The organism is Skermanella rosea (genome assembly GCF_016806835.2).
Taxonomy (GTDB): domain Bacteria; phylum Pseudomonadota; class Alphaproteobacteria; order Azospirillales; family Azospirillaceae; genus Skermanella; species Skermanella rosea.
In genome coordinates, this window is the sequence record NZ_CP086111.1 from 5,384,835 (window position 1) to 5,408,197 (window position 23,363).

Annotated in this window: 19 protein-coding genes; 13 read left to right on the forward strand and 6 right to left on the reverse strand. The window is 69.3% G+C overall.

The window, feature by feature from the left end; all coding sequences use genetic code 11:
* Positions 1-133 precede the first annotated feature (133 nt).
* Together JL101_RS25075 and JL101_RS25080 are read right to left on the reverse strand one after the other, a co-directional pair.
* Positions 134-694 (reverse strand): precorrin-2 dehydrogenase/sirohydrochlorin ferrochelatase family protein, encoded by a 561-nt coding sequence (locus tag JL101_RS25075; protein ID WP_203099769.1) that lies wholly within the window; start codon positions 692-694, stop codon positions 134-136.
* Positions 694-2,454 (reverse strand): NADPH-dependent assimilatory sulfite reductase hemoprotein subunit, encoded by a 1,761-nt coding sequence (locus JL101_RS25080; RefSeq protein WP_203099771.1) that lies wholly within the window; start codon positions 2,452-2,454, stop codon positions 694-696. The genes JL101_RS25075 and JL101_RS25080 overlap by 1 nt, the downstream gene beginning before the upstream one ends.
* 213 nt (positions 2,455-2,667) lie before the next feature.
* Between JL101_RS25080 and JL101_RS25085 the strand changes: the two genes are divergently transcribed.
* From JL101_RS25085 to cysC, 3 genes are read left to right on the forward strand one after another with little or no spacing between them, the layout of a single operon-like run.
* Positions 2,668-3,402, forward strand: a complete 735-nt coding sequence (locus JL101_RS25085) for a phosphoadenylyl-sulfate reductase (RefSeq protein ID WP_203099773.1) — start codon at positions 2,668-2,670, stop codon at positions 3,400-3,402.
* Positions 3,403-3,452: 50 nt separating this feature from the next.
* Positions 3,453-4,247, forward strand: coding sequence for a sulfate adenylyltransferase subunit CysD (gene cysD / locus JL101_RS25090; RefSeq protein WP_201075234.1), 795 nt, complete (start codon positions 3,453-3,455; stop codon positions 4,245-4,247).
* Position 4,248: 1 nt separating this feature from the next.
* The gene (gene cysC, locus JL101_RS25095) at positions 4,249-6,138 is read left to right on the forward strand and encodes an adenylyl-sulfate kinase (RefSeq protein WP_203099775.1); all 1,890 of its coding nucleotides are present in this window, start codon (positions 4,249-4,251) and stop codon (positions 6,136-6,138) included.
* Between the two features lie 72 nt (positions 6,139-6,210).
* Here cysC and JL101_RS25100 read toward each other — a convergent pair whose 3' ends face one another.
* Positions 6,211-6,849, reverse strand: coding sequence for an outer membrane protein (locus JL101_RS25100; protein WP_203099777.1), 639 nt, complete (start codon positions 6,847-6,849; stop codon positions 6,211-6,213).
* 555 nt (positions 6,850-7,404) lie between these two features.
* Between JL101_RS25100 and phnX the strand changes: the two genes are divergently transcribed.
* Together phnX and JL101_RS25110 are read left to right on the forward strand one after the other, a co-directional pair.
* Positions 7,405-8,238 carry a phosphonoacetaldehyde hydrolase gene (gene phnX / locus JL101_RS25105; RefSeq protein ID WP_203099779.1) on the forward strand — a complete coding sequence of 278 codons (834 nt, stop codon included), beginning with the start codon at positions 7,405-7,407 and terminating at the stop codon, positions 8,236-8,238.
* An 8-nt stretch (positions 8,239-8,246) separates the two neighbouring features.
* Positions 8,247-8,801: a phosphonate degradation HD-domain oxygenase gene (locus JL101_RS25110; protein ID WP_203099781.1), complete on the forward strand. Its 555-nt coding sequence runs from the start codon at positions 8,247-8,249 to the stop codon at positions 8,799-8,801.
* Positions 8,802-8,895: 94 nt separating this feature from the next.
* Here the strand turns inward: JL101_RS25110 and JL101_RS25115 are convergent, their stop codons facing one another.
* A complete protein-coding gene (locus tag JL101_RS25115) occupies positions 8,896-9,633 on the reverse strand; it encodes an SAM hydrolase/SAM-dependent halogenase family protein (RefSeq protein WP_203099783.1) in 738 nt (245 codons plus the stop codon).
* Positions 9,634-9,791: 158 nt separating this feature from the next.
* Here JL101_RS25115 and JL101_RS25120 point away from each other — a divergent pair, with 158 nt between their 5' ends.
* From JL101_RS25120 to JL101_RS25160, 8 genes are all read left to right on the forward strand, one after another.
* Positions 9,792-10,775, forward strand: a complete 984-nt coding sequence (locus tag JL101_RS25120; protein ID WP_203099785.1) for a metal ABC transporter solute-binding protein, Zn/Mn family — start codon at positions 9,792-9,794, stop codon at positions 10,773-10,775.
* Between the two features lie 5 nt (positions 10,776-10,780).
* On the forward strand, positions 10,781-11,623 hold the full coding sequence (locus tag JL101_RS25125) for a metal ABC transporter ATP-binding protein (protein WP_203099787.1): 843 nt from the start codon (positions 10,781-10,783) through the stop codon (positions 11,621-11,623).
* Between the two features lies 1 nt (position 11,624).
* Positions 11,625-12,827, forward strand: coding sequence for a metal ABC transporter permease (locus JL101_RS25130; protein ID WP_203099789.1), 1,203 nt, complete (start codon positions 11,625-11,627; stop codon positions 12,825-12,827).
* Positions 12,824-13,804, forward strand: a complete 981-nt coding sequence (locus tag JL101_RS25135) for a metal ABC transporter permease (protein WP_203099791.1) — start codon at positions 12,824-12,826, stop codon at positions 13,802-13,804. Before JL101_RS25130 ends, JL101_RS25135 begins: the two co-directional genes overlap by 4 nt.
* A gap of 52 nt (positions 13,805-13,856) precedes the next feature.
* Complete coding sequence (locus tag JL101_RS36590; protein WP_203099793.1) at positions 13,857-17,195, forward strand: PAS-domain containing protein; 3,339 nt, start codon at positions 13,857-13,859, stop codon at positions 17,193-17,195.
* Between the two features lie 219 nt (positions 17,196-17,414).
* Complete coding sequence (locus JL101_RS25150) at positions 17,415-18,536, forward strand: two-component system sensor histidine kinase NtrB (RefSeq protein WP_203099796.1); 1,122 nt, start codon at positions 17,415-17,417, stop codon at positions 18,534-18,536.
* 9 nt (positions 18,537-18,545) lie between these two features.
* Positions 18,546-18,920 carry a response regulator gene (locus JL101_RS25155; RefSeq protein ID WP_203099798.1) on the forward strand — a complete coding sequence of 125 codons (375 nt, stop codon included), beginning with the start codon at positions 18,546-18,548 and terminating at the stop codon, positions 18,918-18,920.
* Between the two features lie 12 nt (positions 18,921-18,932).
* Positions 18,933-21,008 (forward strand): methyl-accepting chemotaxis protein, encoded by a 2,076-nt coding sequence (locus JL101_RS25160; RefSeq protein ID WP_203099799.1) that lies wholly within the window; start codon positions 18,933-18,935, stop codon positions 21,006-21,008.
* Positions 21,009-21,165: 157 nt separating this feature from the next.
* Here the strand turns inward: JL101_RS25160 and JL101_RS25165 are convergent, their stop codons facing one another.
* Positions 21,166-21,375, reverse strand: coding sequence for a cold-shock protein (locus JL101_RS25165; protein WP_158047568.1), 210 nt, complete (start codon positions 21,373-21,375; stop codon positions 21,166-21,168).
* Between the two features lie 413 nt (positions 21,376-21,788).
* Complete coding sequence (locus tag JL101_RS25170; protein WP_228435151.1) at positions 21,789-23,300, reverse strand: sigma-54-dependent transcriptional regulator; 1,512 nt, start codon at positions 23,298-23,300, stop codon at positions 21,789-21,791.
* Positions 23,301-23,363 lie beyond the last annotated feature (63 nt).

Here is a 23,363-nt window from a genome sequence, read left to right on the forward strand (position 1 = left end):
GAGGCCGGCGGGACTTTTGCACAACAGGCCATCATCGTCACTGACTAAACCGGCTGGGCGGCCGCAATGCCCCTATGCTTTTCCGCCGTTCCCGCTCCGCGATCCGGGGCGCCGCCCCGACGCAACAGGCCGCTCAGCGCAGCCAGCCGCGCTCCTCGATCAGGTCCTCGGTGCGCCGGGCCACCGTCCGCATGTCGGCGCCTTCCGCCCGCCAATGGGCGCGGGCGCGGGCCAGTTCGTCCAGGTGGTCTTCCCAGTCCGGCTGGAACAGGTCTTCCAGGTAGCGGCGCAGGCGCTGGGCCAGACCGGGGCTCTTGCCGCCGGTCGAAATGGAGAGCAGCAGGTCGCCGCGGCGGACCTGGGACGGGGTGTGGAAGTCGCACAGGGGCTTGACGTCCTCGACATTGACCAGGCGGCCGAGCGCCCGGCAGCGTGCGGCCAGGTCGGCCGCGACGCCGGGATCGAGGTCGACGATATAGATCACCTGGAAGGCGGCGAGGTCGCCGTCGGTCGGCAGGCGGCGGATCAGCCGCTCGCCGGCCGACGCCGCCAATGCTTCGTCGGGCGCTTCGGAGAAGACGGTCAGCCGCCGCGCCCCGGCCTGGTCCAGCTGCTTCAGCCGCTTGGTTGCCAGTTGCCCGGCTCCGACCAGCGCGACCGAGACGTGATCCAGGTCCAGGACGATGGGAAACACTAGTCGGCCTCCACCAAGTCGCCAGCATTGCCCCCGGCCTCGGCGCCGTCGGGCTTGACCAATGCTGTCGCCCGCTCCAGGCCGAGGCGGTTCAGGAAATCGCCGAAGCCCTCGCCCTGGTCGCGCTGGGCCGCGAACTCGGCGAACAGCGGGGCCAGGGTCTCCGGCACGTCGTCCTCGGGAACGCGGTCGAGCAGCTTCCAGTTCAGCCGGGTGCACTCGAAATCGCCGCCGACATAGAGGGCGAAGTGGCCGGGCATGCGGCCGACCAGCCCGATGTCGCCGGCATAGGGCCGGGCGCAGCCGTTGGGGCAGCCGGTGATGCGGATGCTGAGGCGTTCCTGCGCCAAGCCGTAGCGGGCCATGACCTCGGCGATCCGGTCGATCATCGGGGTGCGGATCCGCTCCGCCTCGGTCAGGGCCAGGCCGCAGGTCGGCAGCGCCGGGCAGGCCAGCGACCAGCGGTGGACCGGCAGCAGGTCCTCGGCGAACTGGACGCCGTGGTCGCGCAGCGTCTGCTCGATGCCGGCGCGGTCCTCGTCCCGGATGTCGGCCAGGATCAGGTCCTGGGTCGGCATCAGCACCAGCGCCGGCTGGAACCGGGTCGCCACCTCGCGCAGCGCCGTGCGCAGCTTGACCGAGTCGGTGTCCTGGACACGGCCGCTGGGGATCGCGAGGCCCAGGTACCACAGCCCGTCGCCCTGCTCGTGCCAGCCGAGATGGTCGGCGACCTGGAACGGCGGCATCGGGCGCGGGTCTTCCAGGGTGCGGCCCAGGACGCGCTCCATCTCCGACTTGAACCAGGGCAGGCCGCGCTCGTCGATGGTGTATTTCAGGCGGGCGTGGCGGCGGTTGGTCCGATCGCCGTAATCGCGCTGGACGATGACCACGGCCTCGACCGCCTTGATCAGGTCGTCGGGCTCGACGAAGGCGACGAAGCTGGCGAGCCTCGGATAGGTCTTCGGCTTGTTATGGGTCATGCCCAGGCCGCCGCCGACCGCGAAATTGTACCCGACCAGCGTGTCGCCCTCGTACAATGCCACGATGCCCAGGTCGTTGGTCAGCACGTCGACCGAATTGTCCTCCGGCACACCGAGGCCGATCTTGAACTTCCGGGGCAAGTATGTCGTGCCGTAGATCGGCTCGATCTCCGGCTCGCCCAGGATCTGCTCGCCGTCCAGCCAGATCTCGTGGTAGGCGCGGGTATGCGGCAGCAGATGGTCGGATATGCGCTTGGCGTCCGACGCCAGACGCTCGGTGATCGGGCTGCGCACGGGAGCGGGCATGGCAGTCACGTTGCGGACCACGTCGCCGCAGGCGCCCAGCGTGGTGATCATGGTGGCGTTGATGTCGGCGATCGTGCCCTTGAGGTCGGACTTGACGACGCCGTGGAACTGGATCGCCTGCCGGGTCGTGATCCGGATCGTATGGTTGGCGCGGCGGTCGGCAAGGGCGTCCAGGTCCAGGTACTGCCGCGACGTCAGGCGGCCGGCCGGGATGCGGGCACGGACCATGAATTCCCACTTCTTCTCCGCCTTCTGCTGCTTCAGCTCGGTCGCGGAGTCGCGGTCGTATCCCTGGTAGGTCCCGTGGAATTTCAGCAGGTTGTATTCGTCCTCGGTGAATTTCACCAGGTCGCTGTTCAACGTCTCAGCGATGCTGCCGCGCAGCAGCGCGCTCGCCTGCTTGACGCCTTCGACCTGCGAAAGCTTCGGGGTCGGGGCGGGCTTCTTCGCGGGGAGGTCTTGGGACTGTGACATGGCGACTGACGCTTTATCCATGCATGAGGGGCGGTATCGGGGCCGTGCGAGCATATAAGGTGCTTGAATTTACCAATTCAACACAGAATTTTCGTGTAGATAGGCTGAATGACTCAATGCCGCATGTTAAAAGCGTTGCGGGCTTTCTCCAGACTCGCTAACGTGCAATAGCGAGAGTAAATACATCAACACTTTGTGGATTGTGTTTCGGACATGGACGGACTGGCGAGAACACACCTGACGGACGGGCTCGACGCGCTCCAGCGGCGCTATGGCGGCCTGTCCGGGACGGAGCTGCTTCGGCCGCTCGCGCGGGACGAATTCCGCGGGCGCATCGCCCTGGTCTCCTCCTTCGGGACGGAAGCGGCCGTGCTGCTGGCCATGGCGGCCGAGGTCGACCCGGGCATCCCGGTGATCTTCCTCGACACCGGCAAGCTGTTCGGCGAGACCCTGCGCTACCGCGACACGCTGATCAAGCGGCTCGGCCTGACCGACGTCCGCACGATCGAGCCCGACCCGGCCGAGCTGAAGGCGGCGGACCCGGAGGGGCTGCTGTGGCAGTCGTCGCCCGACGCCTGCTGCCATGTCCGCAAGACGATCCCCCTGGACCGCGCGCTGCGCGGCTTCGACGCCTGGATCACCGGCCGCAAGCGCTTCCAGGCGACCACGCGCGCGGCGCTGGACGCGGTGGAGCAGGACGACGACGGCCGCTTCAAGATCAATCCGCTGGCGACCTGGTCGCGCGACATGATCCAGGCGGAGTTCGACCGCCGCGACCTGCCGCGCCACCCGCTGGAGGCCGACGGCTTCCTGTCGATCGGCTGCATGCCCTGCACCGACCGGGTCGCCCCCGGCCAGGACCCGCGCTCCGGCCGCTGGGCCGGGCAGGACAAGACGGAATGCGGCATCCACCTGAGCGCCGTGCCGCGCAACGTATCCTTCATCTGACACCGCCCGTCACCCGGCGGGCCTTCTTGATTGTGGTGGAAATTCGGACGATGACCGACCTCGACCAACTGGAAAGCCAGAGCGTCTACATCCTGCGCGAGGCGTTCAACCGGATCGACCGCCTCGCCGTGCTGTGGTCGATCGGCAAGGACAGCAACGTGCTGCTGTGGCTGGCACGCAAGGCCTTCTTCGGCAAGGTGCCCTTCCCCGTCGTGCAGCTCGACACCGGCATGGAACTGCCGGAGGTCTACGAGTTCCGCGACATGGTCACCCGCGACTGGGGCCTGGACCTCGTGATCGAGCAGTGCCCGCCGGAAAGCGAGATGGACCCGACGCTGCCGCCGGCCACCCGCGCCGCCGCCCGCAAGACCGAGGGGCTGAAGAACCTGCTCCGCCGCGAGCAGTACCAGGGCATCATGGTCGGCATCCGCCGCGACGAGCAGGCGACCCGCGCCAAGGAGCGCGTGTTCAGCCCGCGCGCGCTGGACGGCGCCTGGGACTTCAAGGACCAGCCGGCGGAGTTCTGGGACCACTACAAGACCCGGTTCGCCGAGGGCACCCACGTGCGGATCCACCCGCTGCTGCACTGGACCGAGCTGGACATCTGGCGCTATTCCAAGCGCGAGGAGATCCCCATCGTGCCGCTGTACTTCGCCCGCGAGGGCAAGCGGTACCGGTCGCTGGGCGAGAAGAACATCACCTTCCCGGTGGACAGCAGCGCCGCGAGCATCGACGAGATCATCTCCGAGCTGGAAGTGACCCGCACGCCCGAGCGGGCCGGCCGGTCGATGGACAATGAAACCGAGGACGCCTTCGAGCGCCTGCGCAGCTCCGGTTACATGTGAGATGAGCCCCTTGATTCCCGCATCCCAGCGCCGCCAGGCGCGCATCGTCATCGTCGGCCACGTCGACCATGGCAAGTCCACCCTGATCGGCCGCCTGCTGAACGACACCGGCAGCCTGCCCGACGGCAAGGTCGAGGCGGTCCGCGAGATGAGCCGCCGGCGCGGCATGCCGTTCGAGTGGTCGTTCGTGATGGACGCGCTCCAGGCCGAGCGCGACCAGGGCATCACGATCGACACGACGCAGATCCATTTCAAGACGGATCGTCGCCCCTACGTGATCATCGACGCGCCGGGCCACACCGAGTTCCTGAAGAACATGGTGACCGGCGCGTCCAACGCCGACGCGGCCCTGCTGGTGATCGACGCCGGCGAGGGCGCGCTGGAGCAGTCGCGCCGCCACGCCTACCTGCTGCACCTGCTGGGGGTGAAACAGGTCGCCGTGATCGTCAACAAGATGGACATGGTGGACTTCTCGCAGGCGCGGTTCGACCATGTGGCGGCCGAGATCCGGGCCTACCTGAACGGGATCGGCGTGGCGCCGGGCGTGATCCTGCCGATCTCCGCCCGCCACGGCGACAACATCGCGTCGCGCAGCGAAAACCTGTCCTGGTATGACGGGCCGACGGTGATCGAAGCGCTGGACGGCTTCCTGCCGGCGGCGCCGGAGGACGAGTTGCCGCTGCGCCTGCCGATCCAGGACGTCTACAAGCCGGACGAGCGCCGCATCCTGGCGGGCCGGATCGAGACCGGCCGGCTGCGGGTCGGCGACACGCTGCATTTCGCGCCGAACAACCGCACCGCCAAGGTCGTCAGCATCGAGGCGTGGAACGCGGCGCCCGCGATCAGCGCCGCGGCGGGCCAGTCCGTCGGCATCACGCTGGACCAGCGCATCTTCGTCGAGCGCGGCCACGTCGCCAGCCTGCCGGCGGAGCGGCCGGTCGAGGCCCATCGGCTGACCGTGCGGCTGTTCTGGCTGGCCTCCAAGCCGCTGGAGACCGGCCGGGCCTATACCCTGAAGCTGGCGACCGCCGAGCACCGCGTGACGGTGGAGAAGATCGTCGAGGTGGTCGACATCGACGATCTGGGCGTGGCGGCGGCCGACCGGGTCGGCCGCAACGAGATCGCCAACGTCGTCCTGCACAGCCGCAGCCTGGTGGCTGTGGACCTGGCGATCGACCTGCCCCGCACCGGGCGCGGCGTGCTGCTGGACGGCCACGACGTGGTCGGCGGCTTCATCGTGACCGGGGCCGACGCGGTCAAGGAGCGGAACCTCCAGCGGGTCGAGCATGCGGTGAGCCCGGACGAGCGGGCGCTGTCCAACGGGCACCGCGGCGCCGTGCTGTGGCTGACCGGCCTGTCCGGGGCCGGCAAGTCCACCCTGGCCATGGGGCTGGAGCGGACGCTGTTCGAGCGCGGCCGGCAGGTCTATGTCCTGGACGGCGACGGGGTGCGGCAGGGGCTGAACGGCGACCTGGGCTTCTCCCCGGCCGACCGGTCGGAGAACATCCGCCGAGTCGCCGAGGCCGCCCGCCTGTTCGCCGAGGCCGGCATGATCGTGGTGACGGCGCTGATCTCGCCGACCCGCCAGGACCGGGCGCGCGCCCGCGCCATCGGCGGCGACCTGTTCCACGAGATCCACGTCAAGGCCGACCTGGACACCTGCGAGCAGCGCGACCCCAAGGGGCTGTACCGCAGGGCGCGGGCCGGGGAGATCCCCGAGTTCACCGGCGTCTCCGCCCCCTACGAGGAGCCGCAGGCCGCCGAGCTGGTGGTCGAGACCGGCAGGCTGGGGATCGAGGAGGCGGTCGGCGAGCTGGTCGGCTATGCCGAGCGGGTCACCGGGCTGAAATATCCCAGCGACGCGGTCCAGGGCCGCGGCGAAGGGATCTGAGCACGGCGGATCAGGAGATACGGGCGGGGCGCGCCGTCACGCGCCCCGCCCGTTCCCGTCGGGAGCCCCCGGTCAGAAGCCGTAGCGCGCGGTCAGCACGAGCTCGTGGACGTTCAGGTCCTCGTCGATCGAGCCTGTCGTTTCCGTCGTCGAGCTGGCCCTGACCTTGCCGAGCTGGGCATAGCGGTAGCCCAGGTCGACCGCGAATTCCTCCGTCATCTGGTATCCTACGCCGGCCATTCCCTGCCAGGAGAACCGGGTCCGGTCCGAGCCGCTGATGCTGGCGGCGGTGCCGCCCACGCCTGGGATGACCTGGTCGTTGACGCTGGTCCGGCTGAAGCCGACGCCGGCGCCCAGATAGGGCTTGAACCCGCCCGGCAGCTGGACGATCGGGATCTGGTCGAAGTCGTAATAGGCGTTGAGCATGAAGCTCCGGTTGTCGACCCCGGCATCGAAGCTGCTGAAGCTGCTCCCCTCGACGACGTAGCGGTCGCGCCAGTCCACGGTGATGTCGGCCCGGAAGTTGGGGTCGAAACGGTAGCCGACGCCGAGGCCCCACAGGGGCGAATAATCGATGTCGTCGTTCGCAGACCAGGAATAGCCAAGACTGCCTCGGATATAGAATCCGGCATCAGCCTCGAAATAATCCTGGCCAGACTGGGGCGTCCGGAGGTTCGTCTGTGCTTGGGCACTTGCCGCGAATGACGCCATGGTAATAGCAGCAGCAGTCGCAAAGAGAGCTGTTCTGATCATCATTTTAAATTCCAACGCTACGGTACGACCTGCCAGTTGTTTTTGAGTTCAGGGATTGCAAGGACAAAATTTTTGAGGCCAGACAACTTGAGAGCTGATGCTGGAATCCCGCGGCTTCGCTGATGCTCTAAACGATGCTTACGGTTATTGCCGCTATTGGTGGGCAGGGACGGAGACTGACGTTTATACTTACATCCATCGTTCACCTCCCGCCGGAGGCCACCTCGCCCGGGATTGACCGAACGACCCGGTGACGCTCGCCAGGCGCACACAGGGCGATACCCGGCGTCGCGGCGCGGAGCCGACAGGCCATATCCAAATGGTCGTGGCCGTTGGAGCGAAACCCGACGGCTTCGCGTTACCGTCCCATGATGCGGGGCGAAATCTTGCCACCGGTTTCGCGTCGATTTAGCCGCTTTTCTTTCGCCTATCCCTGGCGCAAAGTGCGGCGCCCAAGATGCCCGGCGCTCCGGCCAAGGTGAGGCCTGGGCGGGGCCAAGGAGATACGACGGCATGACGACCAATCCCTTTGCCAAATCCTATGACGGACCGGTCCGCGCGGTCATCCTGGACTGGGCCGGCACCGTGGTGGATTTCGGCAGCCGGGCGCCGATGGGCGTGTTCGTGGCGGCCTTCGGGACGGTCGGCGTCACGATCTCGGTCGCGGAGGCGCGCGTTCCCATGGGACTGCCCAAGTGGGACCACATCAAGGCGATCGGCGCGCTGCCGGAGGTGGCGAAGCGCTGGCAGGACGTCCATGGCCGGCCGATGTCCGATGGCGACGTGGACGACCTCTACGCCCGCTTCCTGCCCATGAACGTCGAGGTGGTCGCCGACCACGCGGCGCTGGTTCCGGGCGCCCGCACCACGATCGCCGACCTGCGCGCCCGCGGCGTGAAGATCGGCTCGACCACCGGCTATTCCCGGCCGATCATGGACGTGCTGATCCCGGCGGCCGCGGCCAACGGCTACGAGCCGGACTGCGTGGTCTGCGCCGGCGACCTCGCCGCCGGGCGGCCGACGCCGCTGATGTGCTACCAGAACATGGTCGAGCTGAACGTCTGGCCGGCCGCCGCCTGCGTCAAGGTGGACGATACCCTGCCCGGCATCGAGGAAGGGCTGAACGCCGGCATGTGGACCGTCGCGGTGGCCCTGACCGGAAACGAGATGGGGCTGGCGGTCGAGGAATTGACGGCGCTGTCGGAAGACGAGTTGAAGGTCAGGCGGACCGCCGCGTATGATCGGTTGCGCGCGGGCGGCGCCCATTATGTGATCGACGGGATCGGGCAGCTGATACCCGTGATCGAGGACATCGAGCGCCGCCTCGCCCTGGGGGCTGTTCCGTGATCGAGGCCATGACCGACACCGTATCCGAAATCTTCGAGCTTTTCCGCGCCTCCGGCGACCAGGCCTATTTCGGCGAGGCGGTCAGCCAGACCGAGCACGCGCTCCAGACCGCGGCGCTGGCCGAGCAGTTCGGCGCCCCGCCCCACCTGGTCGTGGCATCGCTGCTGCACGATATCGGCCACCTGCTCCACGGGCTGGGCGAAGGGGTCGCCGACGAGGAGCTGGACGCCCGGCACGAGGCGATCGGCGCCCGCTGGCTGGCCGATCGCTTCCCCGAGGACGTCTGCGCGCCGGTGAGGCTGCACGTCGCGGCCAAGCGCTACCTGTGCGCGGTCGAGCCGGCCTACGCCGCCGCCCTGTCGCCCGCCTCGAAGCAGAGCCTGAGGCTCCAGGGGGGACCCCTGAGCGAGGACCAGGCCGCCCGCTTCATCCTGGGCCGCTTCGGTCCCGACGCGGTGCTGGTGCGCCGCTGGGACGACAAGGCCAAGGTTCCGGGGCTGCCGACGCCGGGGCTGGACCATTTCAGGCCGTATCTGGCGGTCTGCGCGATGCGGTCGGACTGATTCGTATTGTTTAACCGCAGATGAACGCAGATGGACACAGATAGGTCCGAAAAAACCATCTGCGCCCATCTGCGTTCATCTGTGGCCAAGTCTTTCAGGCTTGACCGGGCGACCAGCTTACCGGATCGCCGATACTTAATCCCAACACCGTATCCGCCCGGCCCTGGTTGATGGCGATCTCGGCGAGGCCGTTGGAGTTCCCGTACCAGAAGGCTTCGCCGGGCGGCACCGCGCCGAACGTCCGGGCGGGCAAGACAGGCCGGTCGGCGACCGTCAGCACGGCGTCGGCGGGAAGCGTCGAGGCGCGCAGGCCGGTCATGGCGTTGCCGTAGACGTCGATGTAGACGACCTGCCCCAGGTCGTCGGGCCAGCCGGGGCGGCGGACCCGCTCCACCGGGACCGGTGTCCCGGGGACCGGGCCGCCCAGCGCCAAGCGGGCGGCCACTGGGGCGAACAGGTCGCGGCCGTGGAAGCTGGCCGACAGGCGGTCCGGCCGCCAGTCGATCGCCCAGGCCTCCACCGAGGCGGCGCGGCGCATCACCAGTTCGAACAGGCCGTTGTCCGGCCCGACATACCAGCGGCCGTCGGCCCGCACGGCCAAGGGCAGGCGGTCGGTCCCGACGCCGGGATCGACGACGCCGAGCAGCACGCCGCCCTGCGGCACGGCGACGCAATAGGCGGCAAGCAGGTAGGCGCAGGGATAGGGTTGGAACGCGGGCGCGTCCGCGAACAGGTCGATCACCGGCACCCCCGGCGCGCGGCCCGCCAGCACCGCCTTCATCTGTCCAGTATAGGGCCCGGACAACCCGAAATCGGTGAACAAGACAATCATCGAGCTGGTTCCCTCACAAAGAAGCTTCAGAGGTATACTTGAAAATTCGAGAAGCCAGGGCATATTCCCTTTCAAGCACTTCACAAGAGCAAATAAATCACGGGACCTGTCAATATGAACACCTGTTCAATATCGAATTACGGTGGAGGCATACAGTGATGGCCCTGGTTTCCAGACGGTTGTTCGTGCTGGCGATTCTGTGCCTCGCCCTATACCCGATCACTTCGCCCGGAACCGCCCGCGCCGCCGGCCAGCCCTTCGCCGCCGTCGCGACCACGTCTCAGGTGGCCGACCTGGTGCGCGAGGTCGCGGGCGGGCGGGCCGAGGTTTCCAGCCTGATGGGCGAAGGGGTCGATCCGCACACCTACAAGCTGACCCGGTCCGACGTGGCGCGGATCGCCGGGGCCGACATCGTGTTCTACAGCGGCCTGCACCTGGAGGGGAAGATCATCGACGCGCTGACCCGCGTCGCCGGGTCCGGCAAGCCGGTCCAGGCCGTCGCCGAGGCTGTCCCGGCCGACCGGCTGCTGACGCCCGAAGGGTTCGACGGCAACCCGGACCCGCATGTCTGGATGGACGTGGCCCTGTGGACCCATGCGCTCAACTCGGTGCGCGAAGCCCTGGCGGCGTTCGACCCCGAGGGCGCGGACATCTACCGCGCCAACGCGGCCGACCTGTCACGGCGGTTCGAGCGGCTGGACGCCTATGCCCGGTCGGTGCTGGGAGGCATCCCGGAGCAGGCCCGCGTCCTGGTCACCGCCCACGACGCCTTCAACTACCTGGGCCGGGCCTACGGGCTGGAGGTGCGCGGCATCCAGGGCATCAGCACGGAGTCGGAGGCAGGCCTGCGCGAGATCGAGGACCTGGTGGATCTGCTGGTCACCCGCCGGATCGCCGCCGTCTTCGTCGAGACCAGCGTGTCCGAGCGCAACATCCGGGCGCTGATCGACGGCGCCGCCGCCCGCGGCCACCAAGTCGTGATCGGCGGCGCGCTGTATTCGGACGCGATGGGCGCGCCCGGCACCTATGAAGGGACCTATGTCGGCATGATCGACCACAACGTGACGACCATCGCCCGCGCGCTGGGGGGAACCCCGCCGGCCGGCGGGTTCGAGGGCCGTCTCGCGGCGCTGGAACGGTGAGAGCCATGCTGTTCCCGTTCCGAGCCGCCAAGGGCGACGGGCCGTTCGCCGCCTCCCCGCTGGAGGTCCGCGGCCTGACCGTCGCCTACAACAGGAAGCCCGTGCTGTGGTCGGTCGACTATACCGCCCCGTCCCGCGGCCTGATCGCGATCGTCGGCCCCAACGGCGCCGGCAAATCCACCTTCATCAAGGCCTGCCTGGGGCTGGTCCCGGCGGTGTCGGGCACCGTGCGGGTCCATGGCGGGCCGGTCGGGCGGCGCCGCGCGCTGATCGGCTACGTACCGCAGCGCGAAAGCGTGGACTGGGACTTCCCGGCCTCCGCCCTGGACGTCGTCGCCATGGGCCGCTACGCCATGATCGGCTGGTGCCGGCCGGTCGGGCGCGCCCACCGCGAGGCGGCGCGGGCCTGCCTGGACCGGGTCGGCATGGCCGACTTCGCCGACCGCCAGATCGGCCAGCTCTCCGGCGGCCAGCAGCAGCGGGTGTTCCTGGCCCGCGCGCTGGCCCAGGAGGCGAAGGTCTATTTCATGGACGAGCCGTTCGCGGGCGTCGATGCCGCGACCGAGCGGGCGGTGATCCAGGTGCTGCGCGACCTCGACGCCGCCGGGCGCACGGTGATCTGCGTCCACCACGACCTGCAGACCGTCGCCGATTATTTCGACCATGTCCTGCTGATGAACACCCGCGTGATCGGGGCCGGCCCGGTCGCGACGACGCTGACCGCCGAGATGCTGCGCCAGACCTACGGCGGGCGGCTCGGGCCGGCCGACATCCCCGGGAACGGGCCGGGAGTCGGACCCGGGATCGGGGCGGGCGCGGTGCTGCCGGTGCGGACGGGGGCGGCCTGACATGAACCCCGCCGACGTGATCGCGACGCTGACCCTCCAGGCCGGCTTCAACTCGGCCGTGGTGGTCGCCGGCACGGCCTGCCTGGGGGTGGCGGCCGGCGTCATCGGAAGCTTCATGCTGCTGCGCAAGCGCGCCCTGGTCAGCGACGCGCTCAGCCACGCGACGCTGCCGGGCATCGCCCTGGCCTTCCTGGCCGCGACCTGGCTCGGGCTGGAGGGGCGCAGCCTGCCGGTGCTGCTGGCCGGCGCGCTGTTCAGCGGGGCGCTGGGCGTGCTGGCGATCCAGGCGATCTCCCGCTACACGAGGCTGCCGGAGGATGCCGCGATCGGCGCCGTGCTGAGCGTCTTCTTCGGCGTCGGGGTCGTGCTGCTGAGCCATATCCAGACCCTGCCGACCGGCAACCAGGCGGGGCTGAAGACCTTCATCCTGGGCCAGACCGCCGCCATGAACCGGACCGAGGCGGCGGCGATCGCCGCGCTGGCGCTGGCGGCGGTGGCGGCGTCAGCCCTGCTGTTCAAGGAGTTCAGGCTGCTCTGCTTCGATCCGGACTTCGCCGCCGGCCAGGGCTGGCCGACCCGGCGGATCGACCTGACCCTGATGGGCCTGACCACGCTGGTCACGGTGATCGGCCTGCAGACCGCCGGGCTGATCCTGATCATCGCCCTGCTGATCGTGCCGCCGGCCGCGGCCCGCTTCTGGACCGAGCGGCTGGGGGTCATGGTCGTCGTGGCGGCCGCGCTGGGGGGCGCCAGCGGCTGGATCGGCGCCAGCCTGTCGGCGCTGGTGCCGCGCCTGCCGGCGGGCGCCGTGATCGTGCTGGTGGCCGGCGCCCTGTTCGTGGCGAGCTTCCTGTTCGCCCCGGCGCGCGGCGTGGTCGCGACGGCGTGGCGGCAGGGCCGACTGCGCCTCGCCTATGCCGAGCAGGCGGCCCTGGCCGGGCGGCTGGCCGGCGCCCCGCCTTCCCCGGCGATGCGGCCGTGGCTGCGGCTTCGCGGCTGGCTGCGCGGCGAAGACCTGACCGAGCGGGGGCTTGCGGCGGCGCACGCGGCCGAGCGGAACCGCCGCCTGTGGGAACGCTTCCTGATGCGCTACCCGACCCTTATCCCGGGACAGGCCAACTGGGGCATCGACCCGATCGACCGGGTGCTGCCCCGCGACCTGGTGCGGGAGCTGGAAGGGCTTCCGGCGGAGACGGCGCGATGATCACGACGCAGGAATTCCTTCAGATCGACCTGCCGGCCATGACCGCTGCGGTCCTTGCCTGCGTCAGCTGCGCGCTGGTCGGCAATTTCCTGGTGCTTCGGCGGCAGAGCCTGCTGGGCGATGCGATCAGCCATGCCATCCTGCCCGGCATCGTCGGCGGTTTCCTGCTGACCGGCTCGCGCTTCGGCCTGGGCGTGATCGGCGGGGCGCTGGCGGCGGCGGTCGTCGCGGGCGTGCTGATCGAGTCGGTGCGCAGGCTGGGCCGGCTGGACGCCGGGGCCGCCATGGGCGTCGTGTTCACCGTGATGTTCGCGGGCGGCGTGGTGCTGATCGAGCAGGGTGCCGCCCGCGCGGTCGACCTGGACGCCGACTGCGTGCTCTACGGCCAGCTCGAGGGGATCCTGTGGCTGGCGCCGCAGGGCTGGGCCGACCTGGCGGACCCGGCGGTCTGGGCCGACCTGCCGCGCCAAGTGGTGACGCTGGCCCTGGTGACGGCGCTGTGCGTCGCCTGCGTCGTCGCCTTCCGCAAGGAACTGGCGCTGACCTCGTTCGACCCGGCGCTGGCGACGACGCTGGGCATACCCGCCGGGCTGTTCCATTACGGGGTCGTCGTGCTGGTCGCCGTCGCCGCCATCGCCTCGTTCGAGGCGGTCGGCTCGATCCTGGTGGTCGCGATGCTGATCTGCCCGGCGGCGACGGCGCGCCTGCTGACCGACCGGCTCCCGGTCCAGCTCTGGCTGAGCGTCGCGATCGGCGGCCTGACCGGGGCGGGCGGCTACCTGCTGGGCGCCTTCGGCCCGTCGCTGCTCGCCGGCGGCCCGGCCGACGCGCTGAACGCCGCCGGGATGATCGCCACCCTGGCCGGCGTCCTGCTGGCCGCCGCCATCCTGTTCGCGCCGCGCCACGGCGTGCTGGCCCGCAACCGGGGGATGGGGCGGGGGCCGGGACAGGCAACGGGATTGTCCCGGATGCGGTGACCCGTTAGGCTGATGCGGCCGGCACTCCGGTGGCAATACGATCCGACGGTTCATGACCAGACCTGCCGAGCAAGACCCGCGCTTCAGGCCGACCAGACGGTCCATGGCCCAGTTCGCCGCCGTCGTGGCGCTGGCCGCGGGCGGCACGCTGCTGCCGTCGGACGGCGGCATCGGCATGATCGCGCTGAAGGCGGCCTGCGCCGCCGCCCTGATCGGGCTGGTCATGGCCGGGATGGCCGCCGGCGATCGGAGGGTGCGCGTGGCGCGGGCGGCGGAGCGGCGGACCGACCATGCCCGCCAGGTCCTGGTCGACGCGATCGAGTCGCTGCCCGAAGGCTTCGCGATCTTCGACCGGGCCGACCGGCTGGTGATATCCAACCAGCGCTTCCGCGAGCTGAATTCGCCGGCATCGAGGACGACGGCCCCCGGATCGGCCACCCGAGCCCCGCCGGCGGAGGGATCCGCGGAAGATCCGCCCGAAGGCCTGGAGGAGGACGGGCGCCCGATGCCGGACGGGCGGTGGCTGCGGGTCGACGGGCGGCGGATCGAGGGCGGTTACCGCGTGGCCGTCAGCACCGACGTGACCGAGGGACGCCGCCGGCAGGCAGAGCTGGCCCGCCGCACCCGGCTGCTCGACGCCGTCCTGAACGCCTTGCCCGAGGGGATCTGCCTGTGGAGCCCGGAGTCGCGGCTGATCGGGTGGAACGCCCGGCTGGTCGAGCTTCTCGACCTGCCGCCGGACCTGCCCGCGGCGGGCCGACCCCTCGCGGAGTTCGCCGCCTTCCTGGACGGGCGGGGCGAGGCGGCGCTGTCCGGCATTCCTCCCGGCGCGGTCGGCATGGCGGGCGTCCGCGAGACGCTGCGCCGGGACCATGTCCGCCCGGACGGCCATGTGCTGGAGGTGACATCGGCGCCGATGTCCGACGGGGGCCGGCTGGTCCGCTATGCCGACGTGACCGCGGCGCGGCGTGCCGGCCGGGATCTCGCCGACCGGGAGGAGCGGTTCCGGCGCCTTTCCGCCGCCACGACGGAAGGGGTGCTGATCCACGACGGCGCCACCGTGATCGACGCCAACGAGGCGGCGGCGGCGCTGTTCGGGATGACCGTGGGCGAGCTGATCGGATGCCCGGCGGACCGGCTGGCGGCGCCCGAGGACTGGGCGGGGCTGCGCGACGCCCTGGCGTTGGAAGGTCCGGACGGCCCGACGCCCGATCGCGGGATCCGGCTCCTGCGCCGGGATGGCGGCCGGTTCCTGTGCGAGGCGTCGCGGCGCCGCGTGGCCTGGCAGGACCGGCCCGCCGCCGCCCTGACGCTGCGCGACGTCACCGTGCGGCAGGACGCGGAGGACCGGCTGCGCGCCACCCTGGCGAAGGCCGAGCGGGAGAGCCGCACCCGGTCGGACTATCTGGCCGCGATCGGCCGCGAGGTGCGCCCCGCGCTCAACGGCGTCCTCGGCACGATCGGCGTCCTGGCGGAAAGCCGCCTGACCGAGGCCCAGCGCGCCCAGGCCGTGGCGGTCCGGGAACTGGTCGAGAACCAGATGGCGACCCTGACCGACATCATCGACCTGGCCCGGCTGGAGGACGGCCGGCTCCGCATCCAGGACGAGGGATTCGACCTGGTCGAGCTGGTGGAGGGGCTGGTCGATACGCTGGCGGGGCAGGCCGCCGCGAAGGGCATCGACCTCGTCGCCGGCGTCCCGGCCGGCGTGCCGTCGGCCCTGAGGGGCGATCCGAAGCGGCTTCGGCAGGTGCTGGCGATCCTCGCGGGAAACGCCGTGAAGTTCACCGAGCAGGGCGGCGTCTCGCTGACCGTCACCGCCCCGGCGAGCGCCGCCGAGTCCGTGACGGTGCGCTTCGAGGTCGCGGATACCGGGATCGGCATCCCCGACGCGGCGCAGCCCCATGTGTTCGACGGTTTCGGGCTGGGCGGGACGGGAGCGCCCGGCCGCCACGGCGGAAGCGGGCTCCAGCTCGCCATCGCCAAGCGGCTGGTCGGCCTGATGGGCGGTGCCATCGGGTTCGACAGCGCCGCCGGGGTCGGCAGCCGTTTCTGGTTCACCGTGTCCCTGGCGCGCCGCCCGGACGGCGCCGGACCGGCCGAGGCCGCCTCGTCGCTGGCCGGGAAACGCATCCTTCTGGTCGAAGGAAACGGCGTCAGCCGCGAGGTGCTGACCCGGCAGCTCGCCGACTGGGGGGCCGCGGTCCACGGGGTCGCCAGCGGACGCGCCGCCCTGGAAGTGATCGCGTCGCCCGGGAGCAGGCGGCCCCGGGGCGGTGCCGCGTTCGATACCGCCCTGGTCGACGACGCCACCTCCGACCTGCCGGTCGCCACGCTGGCGCGCCGTCTGCGCGACGCCGGCCTCGGACGCCTGATCCTGCTGTCCGGCATTGGCCGGCCAAGCCAGGGAACCGGCCAGGGGACCCCCTGGCCGGCGCTGGAAGCGGCCGGCTTCTCGGCCGCGGTCCGCAAGCCGGCGCGCCAGGCATCGCTGCTGGCGGCTCTGCGCGGCGAACCGGTGATGGAACTGGCCCGGCCGCAGGCCGCCGCGCCGGAAGAACCGGCCGGCGACGGGGCGGCGGCCGGGGGCGATACCCTGCCGGCGGATGCGCCGCGGCTGCTGCTGGTCGAGGACAGCGTCACCAACCAGCTGGTCGCCGGCACGCTGCTGAAGGTCGCCGGATACCGGGTCGACCTGGCGGTCAACGGGCTGGAGGCGGTCGCCGCGGTCCGCCGGACGCCCTACCGGCTCGTCCTGATGGACATCGCCATGCCGGAGATGGACGGCATCGCCGCGACCCGGGCGATCCGCGCCCTGCCCGCTCCAGTCGGAGACATCCCGATCATCGCGATGACGGCCAACGCCATGGTCGGCGACCGCGAACGGTTCCTCGATGCCGGGATGAACGATTACGTGCCGAAGCCGATCGAGCGGGTCCATCTGCTCGACACGATCGCCCGCTGGCTGCCCGCCCCCGTCCCGGCGGCGCCGGCAGCCAGCGCGGAGGCGGCATCCCCGGGCGCGGGCGGTGCCGCCGCATCCGAGTTGCTCGACACCGGCGTGCTCGACCAGCTCAAGCACGACCTCGACGAAACCATCCTGCCGGACCTGATCGACGCCTTCCTGTCGGAAGCCCGGGGGCGCGTGCAGCGCATCGTCGACGGCGCCGCCGGCGACGCGCTGCCGGTGGTGGCGCGGGAGGCCCATACGCTGAAGAGCTCCGCCGGCACCTTCGGCGCCGTCCGGCTCGCAGACGCGGTGCGAGCGATCGAGCGCGCCTGCCAAGCCGGCGACGGGGCGACGGTGCAGCGGATCAGCGCCGAGGTTCCCGCCCTGCTCGAGGCGACGGCGCGCGCCTATGACTGCCTGGGCATGGTCGCGCGCACCTGAAGGGCAAGGGTACACCCGGCGGGCGGCCCATCGAACATCATATATATTTATAACAAATATTTCTGAAAAGCCTACCGGATCTGGCCCTTTGCACTGAACGTCATCCGGTTTTCAAAAGCTATCATCAAACGAGTGAAGACTTCTTTGCCTTTCCCAAAGGCGAAGCCAACCCTCCTTTTAAGTGGAACGAGAGTTCTTCTTAAAGAAACGTAAAGAAAAATGAAGCTCAGTCCTGAAATGCTGGTCCGGGCGCTTGACGTCAGCGAGCTAGCCCACACCGTCAGCTCCCTCAGGGGCGACATGCCCCTGCTCTACGCCAACCAGGCCTTCCTGGACCTGACGGGATACGGCCGGGACGAGGTGGTCGGTCGGAACTGCAGATTCCTCCAGGGACCGCTGACCGAAGCTTCCGCGCTGTCGCGGATCCGCGACGGCATCGCGGCGCGCGAGACCGTCCAGGTGAACCTGATCAATTACCGCAAGGACGGAAGCACCTTCGTCAACCATCTCTACCTGGCCCCGGTGCCGGACGCCTCGGGCACGCCCATCGCCTACATGGGCATCCAGTCGAACGTCACCCCGCTCCACCAGCGGCTTCGGCTGGACCACGAGCGGGAGAAGCTGGCGGCCCTGGGCCGCCTGACCGCTGGGATCAGCCACGAGATCAAGAACGCCCTCCAGCCGATCCGCCTGATGGCGGAGATCCTGGAGGATTGGGAGAGCTTGCGCCCGGACGACATCCGCCGGTCCCTGGCCACGCTTCGGACCAACCTGGACATCGCCCTCCAACTGACCACCGACGTCCTGGGCGTCGCCCGCAATCCGTCCCATCGGCGCGCGGAAGCCGTCGCCGCGACGGTGCTGGCCGCCGAGACGATGCGGTTCGTGGAAGGGATCGTGCCCGACACGGTCCGGCTGCGGACCGTCGGAATCCCGCCCGGCGGCACACCGGGCTCGGTGGCGATAACGGTCCGGCATCTCCTCCAGGTGATCGGAAACCTCGTCACCAACGCCGTCGACGCCATGCAGGGGCGCGGGGACCTGACGATCCGCTGGATCCGCCGCAGCCTGCCGCCCGGCGAGGCGGAGGGGCTCGGCCTCCTCCCCGGCGACTATCTGCGGATCGATATCGTGGATACCGGATGCGGCGTCGAGGAACGGCACCTGGGCGAACTTTTCGAGACCTTCTTCACGACCAAGCCGCGCGACGAGGGGACGGGACTGGGGCTGGCGGTCAGCCAGTCGATCGTCCGCGAGGCCGGCGGAACCATCACCGCCAGCAGCCAGGCTCCCGGCGGCAGCACCTTCTCGATCCATCTTCCAACGATCCACGAAGCATAGGAACATTCCATGGCACACATACTGCTGATCGAGGACATGCCGGGGGTGCGGGACGCCCTCGGCGTGGTCCTGACCATCGCCGGCCACCGGATCGACACGGCGGGCGACGGCGAAGAGGGCTTGGCCAAGGTCAGGGCCAACGCCTACGACATGGTCATCTGCGACATCGTCATGCCCAGGAAGGACGGCACCTCGGTGATCATCGAGGCCAAGGCGGCCAAGCCGGCCCTGCCGATCCTGGCAGTGTCCGGGGGAGCCGGCGGCGTGACCGCCCGGCAGGCTCTCCTGGTGGCCTCCGCGAAGGCGGACCGCACCCTGGAAAAGCCCTTCTCCCGCGAGGACCTGCTGACGGCGGTCCGCGAAACCCTTTCCTCTCCCGCCTGAACGAGCACCATCATGCCCAACTTTTTCCGCAGCCTGAAGATCGGTTCCCGCATCTATGTCCTGACCGCCATGTCGCTGGCCTTCCTGTGCCTCGTCGCGGCGATCAGCTTCACCAGCATGGTCCGGATCGGCCACGAGCTGACCCAGGTCGCCGACCGCAGCATGCCGATCAGCGCCCTGCTGCGCCAGATCACCACCCACCAGCTGGAACAGGCCGTGCTGTTCGAACGGATGCTGCGGGAGGGCGAGATCAGCGTCGCGGAGAACCGGCTGGACCAGGTCGCCGCCGAGTTCGGCCGGCTGTCGCGCCAGATGGACGAGGAGATCGTCCGGCTCGAACGGATGGTCGGGGAGGCGCGGGCGGCTTCGGACGGGACCGACATGGGGGATCTCGAGGAGCAGGTCAGGCAGATCGAGGAACGCCACGCGCGCTACGAGAAGGGCGCCGAGGCGATCCTGCAGCGCATCCGGGAGTCCGGCACCCGCACCGTGCCGACGACCGTCACCGCGCTGATGAGGCTCGCGGAGGACCTGGAAAAGGAACAGGAGGCGCTCGACCATGCCATCATCGACCTGATGGAGAATGTCTCCGCATCGACCGACAAGGCGGTCCGGCGCGCCCGGGACGACGAAGCGCGGGCGACGATGCTGATCGCGAGCCTGTCGGGCATCATCCTGATCCTGGCCGGGGCCCTGTCGATCCTGATCGCGCGCAGCATCACCAAGCCGGTGGGCAAGCTGACGAACGCCATGAAGGACCTGGCCGGCGGCAATCTGGAGACCGAGATCGTCACGCCCTATTTCCGCGACGAGGTCCACGAGATGTCGGCGACCATGAAGGTGTTCCGCGCCGACATGGCGAAGGCGCGCGACCTGGAAGAGGTGCAGCGGCGGGAGCGGGCCAAGCGGCAGCGCCAGGGCGAGGAGCTGAGCCAGCTCGTCGGCATCTTCGGGGCCAGCATCGGCGCCGTGTTCAACAGGATCGGCTCGTCCTCCAAGGCGATGGTCGACGAGGCGACGACCATGACGCGCCAGAGCGGCGATACCCTGGGCATGGCCGACCAGGTGGCCGGCGAGGCCAGCCATTCCTCGGAAAGCGCCGGCACGCTGGCCAGCGCCTCGGAGGAGATGCTGGTCAGCGCGCAGGAGATCGCCCGGCAGATCGCCAAGTCGGCGGACGTGGTGAACAGGGCCGTCGCCGCCGCCGACAACGCCCGCGACGAGGTCGGGCGGCTTCAGGAGACGGCCGAGCAGATCGAGCAGGTCGTCGAGCTGATCCGGAACATCTCGAAGCAGACCAACCTGCTGGCGCTGAACGCCACCATCGAGGCGAGCCGGGCCGGCGACGCCGGCAAGGGCTTCGCGGTGGTCGCGGCGGAGGTGAAGCAACTGGCGACCCAGACGACCCGGGCCACCGAGGAGATCGGCGCCAGGATCAGCGGGGTGCGGCAGGTCTCGACCTCTTCCGCCGGCGCGATCACGGAGATCGCCAGCCTGATCAGCGAAGTCAACAGCTACATCTCCGGAATCGTGTCGGCCGTGCAGGAACAGGATGCGACCCTGAACGAGATGGTCCGCAACATCGACTTCGTGGCCCGGAGTTCCGGCACGGTCACCGAGAGCGTGGCGCGGATCAAGGGCCAGGCCGTGACCGTGGGGTCCAGCGCCGCGGGCGTCAGCCGTTTCGCCACCGACCTGAGGGACGAGTCGACCAGCCTGAGCCGGGAAGTGGAAACCTTCCTGAAGGCCATGCGCAACACCAATAGCGACGACGACACCTTCACGACCTACAGGATCGACCGGGCCGCGGAAGCCGACCTGGCCTCCGGCGCGTGGCGGGGCCGGGTGCATGAGATATCGAGCGCCCACGCCGTCGTGACGCCGGCGTTGCGCGGTGCTGCGGGAGAGCTGATCACGATCGGCATCGATGGGATCGCCAGCGGGCTGCGGGCCCGGGTGGCCCTGACCGAAGACGGCCGGACCGTCATCCAGTTCCCGCTGGACCTGGAGCATCTCCAGCGGATGCAGGCCCATGTCGCGGCCCTGGGGCTGGCGAGGGAACCGGAGAAGGACCTGTCGGCGGCGTGACGCAACCCTTCAGCATGTTGCAGCGCCCGGACAGGCATCGCGGCATGGAAAAAGGGAGGAAGACCGCCGTCTTCCTCCCGCGTTTCGAAGTCTGGAGATCGATCTCTTGTTGTCTCAAGGGGACGATCGGCACCGCTTCGTCGCCCGGGAGGGATGATCAATCCAGGAGGCTGATATTGACCGCCGCTTCCTTGCCGTTGTTTCCGCGCGCCAGTTCATAGCTGACTTTCTGGCCTTCGTTGAGGCCTCGGATGCCCGAGCGTTCGAGAGCGGAGATGTGGACGAAAACATCCTTCACGCCATTCTCGGGTGCGATGAAGCCGTAACCTTTGGTAGCGTTAAACCATTTAACCGTGCCAGTCGCCATGACTGTAACTCCCTGGTCGTCTTAGGCTAGTGCAGCCGGCATTCCTTGTTGATGCAGGCCGTGTGTCGGGCCGGAACCCAACTTCGTGATCGATGGTGGAGCAGTCCGCTCCTGGCATTTATTGCGGCGCAGCGAAAACCCGAACCATAGATGACTTGAAAATCACGCTACCGACTTGATTTGTTTCGCACAAGCGCAGAGTCCGCGGATATGTCTTTTTGCTCGTTCAGCTATGGTCCAAAGTGATTCCCCCTATGTCTAAAGAGAACGACTTGGGATTTGCCGACGACTAGTAGCGGCGGCATTTGGGATCGAGCTGACGAGAGAGTAACCTCGCGGACAACGCATGGTCCGCAAGGAGAGGGCCGGCGACGGAAGCCGTGATTACAAGGGTTTGGACTGCCGGAATGCGGTCAGGCCCGGCCTTCGGCTTCCCACGCCATGCGCTTGCGGTAGATTGTAGAGGCGCTGATGCCGAGCAGGGCCGCCGCCCGGGGGATGTTGCCGTCGCAGGCGGCGATGGCTTCCTCGATCGCTTCCTTCTCGACCAGCCACAGGGGTCGGATCGGCCGGGGCTCCGCCAGGGCGGTGGCGTGGCCGCCCTGCGGCTCCAGCACCTGGGTACCGGGATCCTGCGCTCCAAAAGCCCGGGCCGCCGGGGCCTCCTCGGCCGGCGCCGCGTACCGGGGCGGGGACTGGAGCTGGAGCGCCGAATGCTGGTTCAGCGGCGGCGGCAGCATCGCCGCCGTCACCTCCGCGCCGTCGTGGAGCACGACGACGTTGCGGATCACGTTCTGGAGCTGCCGCACGTTGCCGGGCCACTGGTAGTGCCGCAGCACCTCCTCGACGGCGGGATGGAAGTGGCTGAAGTTCTTGCCCTCCTCCGCCGCGTAGTCGATCAGGAACCGGCGCGCGATGTCCAGCACGTCGTCCTCGCGCTCGCGCAGCGGCGGCAGGTGGATCGGGATCACGTGCAGGCGGTAGTAGAGGTCCTCCCGGAAGCGGTTCTCCTCCACCTCGCGCAGGGGGTCGCGGTTGGTGGCGCACAGGATGCGCAGGTCCACCTTCTCCAGCCGGGTGCCGCCGACCTTCTGGAAGGTGCCGGTCTGGATGAAGCGGAGCAGCTTGGTCTGGAGCCCCAGCTCCATCTCGCAGATCTCGTCCAGGAACAGCGTGCCGCCGTCGGCCCGGGCGGCCGCCCCCTCCCGCTCCGCCACGGCGCCGGTGAAGGCGCCCTTCACGTGGCCGAAGATCTCGCTCTCCATCAGCTCCTTCGGGATGGCGCCGCAGTTGATCGCGACGAACGGCTTGTCGCGGCGCGGGCTCTGCCGGTGGATGGCCTCCGCGCAGACTTCCTTGCCGGTCCCCGATTCGCCCGTGATGAACACGGTGGCCCGGCTGGCCGCCGCGCTGTCGATGATCCGGTAGACCGCCTGCATCGGAAACGAGCTGCCGATGAAGCCGTGGAACTTGCTCCGGCCGAGTTCGTCCGTGAAGGTGTCGACGATCTGGGCGAGGCGCAGCCGCTCGACCGCGTTGCGGACGGTGACGAGCAGCCGGTCGGCCGTGAACGGCTTGACGACGAAGTCGTAGGCGCCGTAGCGCATCGCCTCCACCGCGAGGTTGACGGAGGCGTGCGCGGTGATGACGACCACCGCGGTCGGGATCTGCTGGCCGGAGACGTGCTTCAGGATCTCCATGCCGTTCATGTCGGGCAGCTGGAGGTCGAGAAGCACGACCTGGGGCACGGTTTCCCTCAGGGCGTCCAGGGCGGCAGCACCGGTTTCCACGGTTTCGACCGCGAATGCTGCCTTCTTCAGATATTCGGCGTAGACACGGGCCAGGGAGGGAGTGTCTTCGACCAGCAGAACCTTGGCGATGACGATGGTCTTCCTGTCGCTCGGAACAAAATTGATACAATGCACCCTACCCGATTTCGTCGAACCGGAGCAACGTTCCGGTGGTACGGCAGACGGATTGCACGAATG